Here is a 12,532-nt window from a genome sequence, read left to right as displayed (position 1 = left end):
GCTCCCTTTCATTTTTTTACAGCTATAATTAACCAAACGAAATCATTCATTTGTTCAAACTTAACATGAAAGCCATTTGCTGTAAAAATACGCTGTAGTTCCCCTACTGTAGTATAATATTCTCGCTGCAAATCTTCAGCCAGGTCCGTAAATCCCTGTTTATAGGCTTTGTTTATCATAATTTCCTTGTACTCAATTGATTCAAACACCGTATCCGCAAATACAATCTTCCCCATGGAAGGAAGAATCCTTGCAAATTGTTGAACAGCAACATCTTTTTCTTTATCTGTTAAGTGATGAAAGGCATAAGTACTTACAACTGTGTGAACCGGCTTTGATAAATCAGGAAAGTCAATAAAATCACCTTCATATAAAGGCAATTCAGGCAACTTTTCAGAAGCCTTTCGTCGCATCGTTTGCGAAGGTTCTATACCAGTTACACGATAACCTGACTCCATTAATTTCTTTGATAAATTACCTGTCCCAACACCAAATTCCAGAACATTCCCGAAAGCACATTTGGTTACTTCATTCAAAATCACATCATAATTTTCAAAAACTGCCTTATATTGTGGGTCAACACCAGCTACACTTTCATCATATGAGTCCGCCCATTGATCAAATACACCTAAAAACTCACGACCCATTTAATCCAACTCCATTATCCTCCAATTCATAGTAAACAACTATGTTTAATATGGATTATATGTTAAAGAGTAGCATATGTTGACTCAAATATCAAAACTAAAGACGAGTGCTCACTATTAAGTGGCACTCGTCTTATAAACGTTTGTTATAAATTGTTAATTTTGGTTTTGCGGGAAAATACGTTCAATCATATTACCCATTTGGTCAAACAAACCTTCAACTGGATCACCATTACCTGCATCATCTGCGTAGTTGTTAGCTAAATCAAAGAAATCAGGATTTGTTGAGACATACACATTTTCAACATCTTTATCAACTGACTTAACTATTTTTGAAATTTCTTGCTTCACTTCATCAGTTAACTGATTTCCATTATTGTTGTTTCCATTATTTCCATTTTTTGTAAGTCCATTGTTCTCACCATTCATGTTGCCACCATTATTACCGTTCATGTTCCCGTTGCCATTCATATTACCAGTGTTTCCATTACCATTATTCATTCCATTAGCATTATCTTTATTTGTAGTTCCATTGTTTCCATTATCTAATTCTGCAGCAACATATGCGTTATTGTCAGTCTTCAGTACATATGCATTATCGATGCCCTTAACTTGTTTAGAAATTTTATCTGCAGCTTTTTCAGCCAGTTCATACTGATTTTCTCCATTTCCCTGTTGCCCATTACCATTGTTGTTTCCATTGTTTCCATCATTGTTCATATTGTCTGTGGCATTATAACGGGTTTGTTCTACATTATTTCCATCACCATTTTGACCTTGCTCATTTCCATTGCCATTCCCATTATTTCCCTGACATGCTACAAGTGCTACCGATATTACCACTAAAAGGCATAAAAGTTTCCATTTCATATAGCTTATCCTCCTTACTGTTTTGCCTTTAGTATGTGGCAGTAAGGTTATTTTATTCGCTTAACACAAATTGGCAAGCACACCATTTTTGTTACAGACAATAAAAGAGTAATTCGGGGAATCTATAAATAACCCTTTACATTTAAAGGAGGGCAAATAATGGATATACCTGATTATGATAAAGCCTTGTATTATACGTTGTGGGGCCAATGGGATGACTTGCTTGTATTAATGGTCCGAACGAGCGATGACATGTTATCCAAAAAAATTCAAATCTTTCTGCACGCTTATCATTACTCACTTGATCAAACTAAAGTAGTCGAATCACACGATACCCTTCTATATTATATTGACCACGCTATGAAGTACACACCCACAGCAGTAATGGAAGTATAAAGAAAATGCACCACATGTGGTGCATTTTCGTTTTTTTTAATGTACGTAATAAAACCATTGTTACTGCATAAATACAACTAAGGCTTATCTCTGATTAAAGCTTTACGATAAGCCGAGTTTTTAAAATTATTACATTCCCTAATGTTTGTTTCCGTTATTGCCTTTATTACCGTTGTTTCCTTTATTGCCTTTTTTTCCGTTATGTTTATTGTTTTTATGTTTTTTTGAATTATCTTTATGATGTCTATGTTTTGAATTATCTTTATAGTGATTATGTTTTTTATGCCCTTTAGCTTTGCCCTTATTATCTTTGGCAAGATCACTTTTTACATGACCTTTTCTTTCCTTATTCCCTTTATTTTTCCCTTTAGAATTAATCTCGCCATTTTTTCCTTTAAGCTCGCTGGGACCTCTAGTATGATCTTTATCTTCACGGTTATCTTTTTTAACTGATTGGGCAGTTTCATCACCATTGCTCTTTTTCGATGTAACGGATTCTGAATGATTTTGGTTTTTATTATAAAAAGAATTTATTATAGCTTCTTCCTTCTCATTCACGGGATCTTTTTTATTCACATCTGAAGCATTTTCGGTCTCTTGTGATTCAGCAAGGGATGTTGCCATTAGTTCATTCATTGTCTGTTTATTTTCTTTAGCCTGTTCACGTATTTCTTCGGGCACTTGAAATGTAGCAATTTTCCAATCTGTTTTGTGATCTAAAAAGTACTCGTCAACTGTATCAACAATCGATTTTTCCTTGGAATCCAACATATAGCTGACCCCGACAAGCATATTCTTTCCATTTTTCAGCAAGCCAGCTTCTTCACTTGTATTCATAATGTTATCGATAACGTCCTCTAATTTTTTTCCTTTATATTTAGAAAGCTGGTTGATAAGTACTTTAGCATCATCATTCATTGGATTAATTGATTGTACTTTCAGATTTTCATTAACTTCCAGTTCAACACTCGGATTAATATCAATGTTGACATATGCGTATGTTTCATTTGAATTCATGCTAATAAAGAAAGGCATAACTAAAACAAATAACATACATGTCATAGCAATTAAACGAACAGGAACTTGTTTGTTTCTGCTGGAAAATTGATAAAACAGTGTATTCATTTTTGTTTCCTTTGGCTGAAAGTAAACTTCAGCACCAATCTCAGCATCATCAATTGGCAGTGCTTTTTGGAATGCACCATCTTTTTGCATAACAATTGTATAGCGGCGATGCTTTTCCATAACGATTCCTTTTTTCACTAACCCACCCCCTTAAGGTACTCCTTAAGATACATATAATCCTCATTTAAAACAACGAATATCGCCAAAATAAATTTTCTGTTTCGTTCCAGCGTTTTTTTACTGACATCCACTTTTTTTACTAAATCCTTTATCGGCAACTTCTTCTTCCTGTAAACATACTCCCGAAGATCAGTATCATCATAGAGTTGTTTTGCTACTGTTATAGCCGATTCACGAGCATCCTTATGTTTAGGTGAAGCCTCTGTCAGCTCGACTAACGAAAGTTTGTAAACACGCAGTTTCTCCTTAAAATCGATAATTTCTTCTCTGCGATGCCATGCTTCTTGTTCCTGTCGGTATATTTCTTTCACAGCAACAATCTCGGTAGGATTTTCCATCTGTTCCTCATCAAAGTTCTCATCTAATGACGTAGCAGCGGGTGTTTTTTGAACATAACGGATGTAATCAATCACTTTCCTCTTCACAACTAACTTTGAAAAGGATAGGAATGAACTGCCTTTGTCAGGAGAATAGGATAAAATTGCTTCATTAAATGCAGCTAAACCGATACTAAATTCATCATCTTTCTGTGGATCAATATAACGTTTGCAAACTTCTGAGACACACTTGGCAATAAACGGCTGATATGATTTTAAAAGATAATTCTGCAATGATTTGTCCCCTTGCTGGATTAGGGCAATCATTTCTTCAAGAGGCATTTCTTCTACAGGCTGACTCATCATTAGACTGTAGCACCCCCGGTCATTATAGAATTCGTTTTATTGTTGCACTTTTTGGGTGTAGTTAGTAAGGATTTATTATTTATCATTTCATTTCTAGTTAATATATTATATCTCATGATGTAACCACCATCTTTGTTTATATATTTTTTCATAGTATTACGTAGATTAAGCGTAACGTACTAGTCTATTTGTTGCTATCTCAAAATAATTACAGTTTGTTTAAATATTCATTACTTATATAGTATAACGGCATATTAAAAGAAATCTGAAGTTAAAAATAGAGGCACTTCAATAAGTCTTAAACGGAGTTGATATAAACTGCTAAGTATTTTATAATTTCCTAACAAAAAAGATGCCTTTATAAAGGCACCAATTTTTGCATATTAAATTACATAGAATAAAACGTAGATCAATTATCGTTGTGTTCATAATAGTAATCAATAGGTATAAACAACCCTACACGTCCATGGGTATCATGAAACAATGTTGCAAACACTACCCCAAGTACTTTGCCATCCTGATTAATAACTGGGCTTCCACTACTCCCACGATACACAGGAGCATCTATCATTAAAACTGGCTCTTCCCAATCGCTTAATGACGTATAATCTATTATCGTCCCCTTATTAGCTATTCCATTAAAATTCAACGGGTTACCGATAAAATAAATCTGTTCATTCGGTTTAAAAGTAGTTTTGTCAGCTAACTGCAGATGCGGCAAACTTTCACCATCTACATTCAGGACTGCCAGATCAACTGACGGAAATGTTTCTACGACATCTGCTGAATATAATCCATCGTTAGGAAAGGCAACTGTAACAGAATCTTCCCCTTCAACCACATGATTGTTAGTTAAAATTGTACCATCGGCCGTAATTGCAAACCCAGTTCCTCTACTGTCGCCTGTCTCAATTGCTACTACAGCTTCTTTATATGTTTGGATTTGATCCTGTGTTGACAATTTTGCTGATGTTATCAAAAAATCAATTGCAGGAACCGAAAACGTTTTTGGAAGAAGTGCCACCACATTAAACAGCATTACAAGAGCAATTAGCCAAAACGCCCACTTCGGAAATGGACGCTTTGGCTTAGGATTTTGTTCCTGTTGAGCCTTAGCTAATGCCTTTTGACGCTCAATTTCGACAAGTTCCTTTAATTCTTCTTCCTCAAGCTCTTCATATAGATCTTCATCAATAACATCATGGTCTTTTTTTTCGTCTGACATAAAACACCTCGCACAGCTGAATCATTACACTGCTCGTTTCGATTTCCCTTGTTGCATCTGGTACATATGATAATACAAACCTTTTTCGCCGATAAGCTGAAAATGGTTGCCTTGTTCTTTTATTGTACCATTTTCTAATACAAAAATTGAATCTGCTTGCTGAATTGTTGATAGTCGATGTGCAATGACAAGGGTTGTTCTTCCCTGTTTTAAAACTTCCAAGGCATTTTGTATGATACTTTCCGTCTCCGTATCAATATTGGCTGTTGCTTCATCGAGAATAAGGATTGCCGGATTAAAAGCAAGTGCGCGAGCAAAAGAAATTAGTTGACGCTCACCAAGCGAATAAGTCGTACCTCCTTCAGACACCTTCTCATCGTAACCATCAGGTAATTTTTCAATAAACCGATCGGCCCCTACTGCCTTTAATGCACTGATTGCGCTATCACGAGTAATGTTTGGGTCACTCATCGTAACATTTGAAAGAATCGTTCCAGAGAACAAAAATGGATCCTGAAGTACGATTCCCATATGTCCTCTAACCTGTTGCCTGGACCATTCCTGCGTCGATTTTCCGTCAATTGTAATAGTACCTTTTTGCGGATCATAAAAACGGAAAAGTAAATTCATAATCGAACTTTTTCCAGAGCCAGTATGGCCAACAAATGCTGCTGTCTCTCCTGATTTTATAGTAAAAGAAATATCATTTAGGACATAATCAACATCATTGTACGCGAACGACACATGATCAAAATTAATTTCTCCGCGATATCGGTCAACTTTATCATTGATAACCTTTTCTCCATCATGATCCAATAATTCAAATACCCTATTTCCAGCAACACGTGCCTGTTCAATTAACGGAAGCTGATTCACAATATCCTCCATCGGCTCAAACAACCTTGTTAAATAGTCGACAAATGCATAAAGCACCCCGATGGAAATGATACTTCCCGGTTCCAGTGAAAAGGAACCAAAGTACCAGATAAAACCCACAAATGCCAAGTTGCGAAAAACAGTTACAAGATTATATGACGTTAACGCACTTAACTTAACTAGTTTTCGTTGATACGTAAAGTGCCGTTCATTCAACACTTCGAAATCATCCTTCGTTTTCTTTTCCCTGCTAAATGCTTGAATAATTGGCATACCCTGAATTGCTTCATTGATATTACCATTGATTTCACTAATCGTCGCACGAACAACCCTATTATATTTCGTACCAAAATGTTTATATAGTTTCATCCAGCCAATAATTAGTGGAACCACAACTAAACACAATGCGGCCAGTTTCACGTCTAGAATAAATAACGCGACGAAAATCCCGGCCATGTAGATAATACTAGTTACAACGATTGATAAGACTCTTTCATACAAATCACGAATTGCTTCCGTATCATTTGTAACACGGGCAACAATTTTTCCGGCAGATTGCTCCACATAGTAGTTAATAGGAAGCCGTTGTGTATGTGCAAAGATATCATTCCGCATTTTTTGTACAATCTGATTGGATGATTTCTGTAATAGGAATGTCTGATAAAATTGAAAGAACCCTGCGATAACAAGCAATACCATATATAAAACCAAAAGAAATATAATTGGTCCTTGTTCAGGCTTGAAAAACGGATAAATTTCAGACAGTGAAAGCTTATCACCTTCGTATGTTACTGTATCATCTGCTGTAGTGATCGTTATCTTTGCCCCATCTGCACTGCGTTTCCCCTGTAAGGGAACAGTTTCATTTACAAAATAATAATCGTTGCCAACTTGAAAAACAGTAGCACTGCCTATTTCCTGATCTGATTCTTCTAAGCGGTCAGAACGTTTATACAATTCACCATTATAGGAAACCGTATATTTATCATCGTTATTTTCTACCTTTGCCCACTTACCCTCTACGCCCAGAATATGTTCATCAATTACTGTTTTTGCAATTAGGGGACCAGCAAGTTCGAGCGCAACAGCAACGATCAGACAAGCTAATCCGATCAAAATACCCTTTTTAAAATGTAACGCATATTGAAATAGTCGCTTTTCAGTTGATGATTTCATTAGGAGGACACCTCCCCGTCTTCTAATTGTTGCTGCTGGTATTGTTCCTTGTACCAGCCATTCAACTTCATTAATTCCTCATGTGTTCCCTCTTCTGCAATCTTTCCATCCTCAAGCACAATAATATGATCTGCATGTGTTACAGCCGACATACGATGTGCAGCGATAAATGTCGTTTTATTTTTGCGTTCATTACGTAAATGCTCAATAATTTTCGCCTCTGTTTTACCATCAACAGCAGACATCGAGTCATCCAAAATTAAAATTTCGGGATCTTTTATAAAAGCACGTGCTAATGCCACTCGTTGCTTCTGACCTCCAGATAAAGTTACACCGCTTTCTCCGACCTGTGTATTTAAACCATTTGGAAGCTGCTTCATGTCCTCAAGGAAATGCGCGAGCTCCATGACTCGGTAAATTTCCTTATCCGTTGCATCTGCCTTACCGAATTGAATGTTTTCACGAATGGACTTGGAAAACATCATCTGATCCTGTGGCACATAACCAATCCATGCCCGAATTTGTTCCAGACTTATCGATTCTAAGTCGACTCCGGACATCTTTATAGCACCAATTAATCCAGGATATTGTCTGAGCATTAGTTTAAATAAGGTTGTTTTACCTGCTCCTGTCTTACCAACAACACCAATCGTCTGCCCTTTTTTAACAGTCAGCGAAATATCGGTTAACTGATTAATATCAGTTGATGGATAAGAAAAAGATACAGCATCAAAATCAATCGTATTTACTTCCTGAACAGTTTGAGGGTACTCTGGATTTGTAATATCGGCCTGATAATCCAATGTATTGTTAACTCTATCCAGCGAAGCATTTCCTCGCTGCAATATATTTATCAGTTCTCCAACAGCGAACATTGGCCAAATTAACATCCCAAGATAAACATTAAACGTGACCAAGTCACCCAATGTTATCCTATTTTCAAATACAAGCAATGCTCCATATCCCAACCCAATCGTATAGGATAAGCCAACGAGAATCTTCATAGTCGGTTCAAATAAAGCATCAATTTTTGCAACTTCTATGTTTTTTTCATAAACATCATCCGTTCTGGTGTAGAAGCGCTTCTCATCCTGTTCCTCCTGCACAAACGCACGAATAACACGGACACCCCGAATAGATTCAAGTACTTCATTATTCATTTCACTAAATGCTTCCTGCGCCTTCGTGAAGCGTGCATGGATGGCAGCACCATATTTATTCATAACAATCGCCATAATTGGTAATGGAATTAAAGCTGCCACAGTTAAACTCCAGCTAATCGTAAAGCCCATCATCGCTACAATCATCAACATAAATATGCTGGAATCCACAAGTGTCAGAACACCAAACCCTGCAGTAAGGTTAATTGTTTTAAGATCATTTGTACTTCGCGCCATTAAGTCGCCCGTACGGTACTTGCCATAAAATGTTGGCGTCATTTTCAGGAAGTGATCCATCATCTTGCTACGTGTCCACCTCTCCAAAATGACCGCTCCGCCAAACAACGTATAATCCCATAAAAATGAAATTGCGTAGTGGACAATTGTTAAAATTAAATAGCCTGCAACAACCATTACTAGTAATTGCATTGTTAACGTTTCAAATTGTATTTTATCAATTACATACCCAACCAACTTTGGCGGAATCAATCCAATTGCACTCGAAATAATTAAGGCTATGATTGCAAACGTATACCTTTTCCAATAATGCTTAAAAAACCAATCCAATTTCTTAAAAACCTGAAACATATTTAACCACCTACTTCTCTCTCTAACAGCAGCCTTCTGAGCGAATAAAAAAGCACACGCCTATGTGGCATGTGCTTTAAAGGGATACATCATACCCCTCATATAATACAAAAAGGCCACAGACATGCGTGACCTCATAACTATAAAATAAAAATACTATAGTTAGTTATTTTTTTCCGCCCAGAAGGTCACACCAAATATAAAATTTTGTTTAACACGAACCATTTTATTTTCCATCGATATGACCTCCTCTCTTTTTTAAGATACTCAATAATTATAGTATTAAGAAAATTTAAAGTCAATTACTTTTTTTAAAATTTTTATTTTTTCTTCACACAACACTTCAAAAAGTCGATATACAAGCATAGCCTGTTTTCTAAAAGATTGTTGGGATTTCAATAAACTGTGACAAAGACCAAGGTAACAATTCGAAGTATTACGAGGAGGCTTGCCAGGCGCCCTAAGGTGCGCGTAGTGTATTTCCGGAGCGATGTAATAGCACTCAAGTTTTTTTCGTAATGTATCGCAGTTAAAACAAAAGCAATAATCTTTTAGAAAATAGAAGATATAAACAGCAGGGGGAATAGCATTGTTAGGTAAAACAAAAAAGCGCAATAATCTTGAAGAACAATTGTACAAAGCAAATCAAAAAATACAGAAATTGGAGCAGGAAAAAGCACAAATCAAGAAGGATAGTTCACTTTTTTTAAACCAATTTGAAGAAGATTTAATACATACAATTAACCAGCACGAACATGTGAATGGGCAGCATCATGAACTGGAAAACTTAGTAATACATATCAAGCAGCGATTTGAGCAAGTTCAGTCACTTGGTGAAGAGTCAAGTGATCACTCCAAACGATTAGTTGCAAAAGGAAACGAGCTTGTAGATTCCTCTGACTCTCTCTCTAAGCAATCAGAAGAATATCAGCAAATTATGAAACAGAACCAGGAACTTATGAGCCGCCTGGAATCACAGATGACTAAAACAACTGGAAGTATGCAAGAATTAGGAGAGCATTCCAATACAATAAAGGAAATCGTACAGGTCATAAGTGAAATAGCAAACCAAACAAACCTATTAGCATTAAATGCGTCTATTGAAGCTGCACGCGCTGGTGAACACGGTAAGGGTTTTGCAGTTGTAGCGTCAGAGGTTAGGAAACTCGCAGAAAATACTGCAGAAAGCACCCATCATATTGATGAGGTGACGACTACCATTCAGCTTAAAATTCAAGAAGCAGAACAAGACACATATGAAAATCAGAAAACACTTCGATCTTCTACAGAAATTAGTAACAAAACAGTAGAAATGCTGGAACAAATGGCGACAATCGTAAAGACTGTTAAATCTAACACACAGGACGTTCTGCAGGATATAAATAATCAAAATGAACTTACAGGGGAAATGGTAAGGTACATTGAGGAGACCAACGACTCGTTTGATACAATTAAGCAAGCTATATCACAGCATATTGAAGATGCAAAAATTGTAGATAAACAGCTAGCATCGGGAGTTGAGGGAATTAAAGGAATCTCAACCTCTTAAAACAATACAATTAGAGAATGACTTAATACGTCATTCTCTGTTCTTTATATTAGAATAGGGTGTAAAGGTTATTTTTTTGCTGAGACTCTTCCCTTTTATCGCCAAGGTCAATCATTTGTTCTACCTTTTCCACAGATACATTTGTTGCTAACGAAATTTCTTCAATTGATACATGTGGATTCTTGACTATAAAACTTCTTATCCGATCACTTTCCACCAAACAAGTCGTACACATCATAAACGGGCCAGATTCCATTTGCTTCTTACATAATCGGCAATTTCGAATAAACTCTCCCATTTACTCACCCCTTACGACTGATTAAAGCCATTCTACACTAAACGACAAAATCAAACAACACATTTTTTAGAATTTTTAAAAAATAGAACTAAAGTCATATTACATGATAAAAGTCCCGTTTACATTAACCACATCACTACTGATAGGACAATAATCAGCCACTTTCCTTTCAAATATTTCGATAGCCATAATAATATATCCGATATTTTCACATACTAACATTTAGCAATTGTTTTTCAGCAGGAGGTACATATGAGAAAAAATCGTCGCCGCAAAACACAGTCTAAATCCATCTTCCCTATAAAAATTGAAAAACTTGAAAAGCTCCTTAAAGATAAGTTTGAGAACAACCCGGATTTAATTTTTTCCACATTTGAACTAGGAGAAAAGAAGGTTTGTGTTTTTTATATATCCTATCAGGTTCAAACGGAAAGAGTTGATAATTTTCTATTAAAACCATTACTGAATATTAGCGAGTTGAGCAGCTCAAACATTCTCAATGAGATTCCTATAGGCGGTGGGTCAACTACAGATACACTGGAGGATATTCTTGAAGGTCTATTAATAGGTAAAGTTTTTGTGTATGTAGAAGATGAGGATAGAACAGTTTTCTATTTAATCATTAGAAAGGAATCAAGGCAACTTGCAAAGTCCGAGAATGAATCTGTTGTTTTAGGACCCCAAGTAGCTTTCAGCGAATCGCTAATTACAAATCTAAATGTTATACGCTGGAGTATAAGGTCTACAGATCTTGTGCTGGAAAAAGTAATGATTGGAAAAAGATTTAAAACAGAAGTTCGAATGATTTATGTGAAATCCATTGCAAACGATACACATGTGAATACAATGCGCCAGAGACTGCAGGATTTGGAAATTGATAAAGTTGAAGACAGCAATGTCCTTGCTCAGCTAATTGAGGATTCTTCGTCTACTATTTTTCCTCAGTATTACTTAACTGAGCTGGCAGATCGCTTAAGTTATACAGTTTCCCAAGGCCGGATAGGTGTGTTGGTCGAAAATAACCCACAAGCAATTATAGCTCCTTCCACAATATTTAGTTTCTTTGAATCAACTGAGGATATGTATATGCGCTGGAACGCTGGATCCTTTTTACGGATTCTGCGGTTTATTGCTATGTTTATCTCAATCATACTTACACCTCTTTACGTCGCGGCGGTCACCTATCACTATGAGCTTATCCCTCCAAGGGAACTAATAACAATTGGGCAATCCAGAGCCATCGTGCCATTTCCACCGATAATTGAAGCCTTATTTCTGGAATTTTTAATTGAATTATTACGGGAAGCGGGTGCAAGGCTACCAACTAAGGTTGGTCAGACAATAGGTATTGTTGGCGGTGTAATTATTGGGCAAGCTGTAGTACAGGCTGGATTAACCAGTAGCATCCTTATTATCGTGATTGCTTTAAGTGCCTTAGCTTCTTTTACTGCTCCCAATTATGAAATGGGAACTACAGTTCGAGTTATTCGTTTTCCTATGATTATATTGGCAGGAATACTTGGTCTCATCGGTATCGTGTATGGTCTGTCCTTTTTAGCAATTCATCTGTTAAAACTCAAATCATTAGGGGAACCCTATCTATCCCCCATATACCCATTTCGTTGGGATGACTTGAATAAAGCACTATATAGGGCACCCCATGCTTATCAATACAAACGGTTTCTCTCATTAAGACCTAAAGATCTGCTTCGTTTTAAAAAGTCTGAGGCAGTTAAAAAACAAGATATAGATGAGTAGG

General features: G+C 36.4%; 11 protein-coding genes. 3 read left to right on the top strand and 8 right to left on the bottom strand.

From position 1 onward, the window contains the following. Positions 1-8: 8 nt before the first annotated feature. Both ACE1TG_RS03655 and ACE1TG_RS03650 read right to left on the bottom strand, forming a co-directional pair. The gene (locus ACE1TG_RS03655; RefSeq protein ID WP_375050999.1) at positions 9-647 is read right to left on the bottom strand and encodes a class I SAM-dependent DNA methyltransferase; all 639 of its coding nucleotides are present in this window, start codon (positions 645-647) and stop codon (positions 9-11) included. A gap of 156 nt (positions 648-803) precedes the next feature. Then, positions 804-1,517, bottom strand: a complete 714-nt coding sequence (locus ACE1TG_RS03650) for a YhcN/YlaJ family sporulation lipoprotein (RefSeq protein ID WP_375050998.1) — start codon at positions 1,515-1,517, stop codon at positions 804-806. Between the two features lie 159 nt (positions 1,518-1,676). Between ACE1TG_RS03650 and ACE1TG_RS03645 the strand changes: the two genes are divergently transcribed. After that, the gene (locus ACE1TG_RS03645; RefSeq protein ID WP_375050997.1) at positions 1,677-1,913 is read left to right on the top strand and encodes a YhdB family protein; all 237 of its coding nucleotides are present in this window, start codon (positions 1,677-1,679) and stop codon (positions 1,911-1,913) included. 138 nt (positions 1,914-2,051) lie between these two features. On the opposite strand, the gene ACE1TG_RS03640 is transcribed toward ACE1TG_RS03645, so the two are convergent. From ACE1TG_RS03640 to ACE1TG_RS03620, 5 genes are all read right to left on the bottom strand, one after another. Continuing rightward, positions 2,052-3,176 carry an anti-sigma factor domain-containing protein gene (locus ACE1TG_RS03640; RefSeq protein WP_375050996.1) on the bottom strand — a complete coding sequence of 375 codons (1,125 nt, stop codon included), beginning with the start codon at positions 3,174-3,176 and terminating at the stop codon, positions 2,052-2,054. Continuing rightward, entirely contained in the window at positions 3,176-3,901 is a 726-nt protein-coding gene (sigI, locus tag ACE1TG_RS03635) for an RNA polymerase sigma factor SigI (protein WP_375050995.1), read from the bottom strand. The genes ACE1TG_RS03640 and sigI overlap by 1 nt, the downstream gene beginning before the upstream one ends. A 409-nt stretch (positions 3,902-4,310) precedes the next feature. Continuing rightward, positions 4,311-5,126, bottom strand: a complete 816-nt coding sequence (locus ACE1TG_RS03630; protein ID WP_375050994.1) for a S1C family serine protease — start codon at positions 5,124-5,126, stop codon at positions 4,311-4,313. Positions 5,127-5,150: 24 nt separating this feature from the next. Then, entirely contained in the window at positions 5,151-7,178 is a 2,028-nt protein-coding gene (locus ACE1TG_RS03625) for an ABC transporter ATP-binding protein (protein ID WP_375050993.1), read from the bottom strand. Then, positions 7,178-8,926: an ABC transporter ATP-binding protein gene (locus ACE1TG_RS03620; protein ID WP_375050992.1), complete on the bottom strand. Its 1,749-nt coding sequence runs from the start codon at positions 8,924-8,926 to the stop codon at positions 7,178-7,180. The genes ACE1TG_RS03625 and ACE1TG_RS03620 overlap by 1 nt, the downstream gene beginning before the upstream one ends. 589 nt (positions 8,927-9,515) lie before the next feature. On the opposite strand from ACE1TG_RS03620, the gene ACE1TG_RS03615 reads away from it, so the two are divergent. Continuing rightward, a complete protein-coding gene (locus ACE1TG_RS03615; protein ID WP_375050991.1) occupies positions 9,516-10,475 on the top strand; it encodes a methyl-accepting chemotaxis protein in 960 nt (319 codons plus the stop codon). A gap of 49 nt (positions 10,476-10,524) precedes the next feature. Here the strand turns inward: ACE1TG_RS03615 and ACE1TG_RS03610 are convergent, their stop codons facing one another. Next, positions 10,525-10,773: a hypothetical protein gene (locus ACE1TG_RS03610; protein WP_375050990.1), complete on the bottom strand. Its 249-nt coding sequence runs from the start codon at positions 10,771-10,773 to the stop codon at positions 10,525-10,527. A gap of 252 nt (positions 10,774-11,025) precedes the next feature. On the opposite strand from ACE1TG_RS03610, the gene ACE1TG_RS03605 reads away from it, so the two are divergent. Beyond that, positions 11,026-12,531: a spore germination protein gene (locus ACE1TG_RS03605; RefSeq protein ID WP_375050989.1), complete on the top strand. Its 1,506-nt coding sequence runs from the start codon at positions 11,026-11,028 to the stop codon at positions 12,529-12,531. Position 12,532 lies beyond the last annotated feature (1 nt).

Origin of the sequence: Virgibacillus sp. JSM 102003, from assembly GCF_041949995.1 — a bacterium.
Taxonomy (GTDB): domain Bacteria; phylum Bacillota; class Bacilli; order Bacillales; family Amphibacillaceae; genus Lentibacillus.
The sequence above is the reverse complement of the archived record's forward strand: the minus strand, read 5'-3'. Positions and strand labels throughout refer to the sequence as shown.

Coding starts and splice junctions, on each gene's coding strand:
- ACE1TG_RS03655 (WP_375050999.1), bottom strand. CDS start 647: ATGGGTCGTGAGTTTTTAGGTGTATTTGATCAATGGGCGGACTCATAT.
- ACE1TG_RS03650 (WP_375050998.1), bottom strand. CDS start 1,517: ATGAAATGGAAACTTTTATGCCTTTTAGTGGTAATATCGGTAGCACTT.
- ACE1TG_RS03645 (WP_375050997.1), top strand. CDS start 1,677: ATGGATATACCTGATTATGATAAAGCCTTGTATTATACGTTGTGGGGC.
- sigI (WP_375050995.1), bottom strand. CDS start 3,901: ATGATGAGTCAGCCTGTAGAAGAAATGCCTCTTGAAGAAATGATTGCC.
- ACE1TG_RS03630 (WP_375050994.1), bottom strand. CDS start 5,126: ATGTCAGACGAAAAAAAAGACCATGATGTTATTGATGAAGATCTATAT.
- ACE1TG_RS03625 (WP_375050993.1), bottom strand. CDS start 7,178: ATGAAATCATCAACTGAAAAGCGACTATTTCAATATGCGTTACATTTT.
- ACE1TG_RS03620 (WP_375050992.1), bottom strand. CDS start 8,926: ATGTTTCAGGTTTTTAAGAAATTGGATTGGTTTTTTAAGCATTATTGG.
- ACE1TG_RS03610 (WP_375050990.1), bottom strand. CDS start 10,773: ATGGGAGAGTTTATTCGAAATTGCCGATTATGTAAGAAGCAAATGGAA.
- ACE1TG_RS03605 (WP_375050989.1), top strand. CDS start 11,026: ATGAGAAAAAATCGTCGCCGCAAAACACAGTCTAAATCCATCTTCCCT.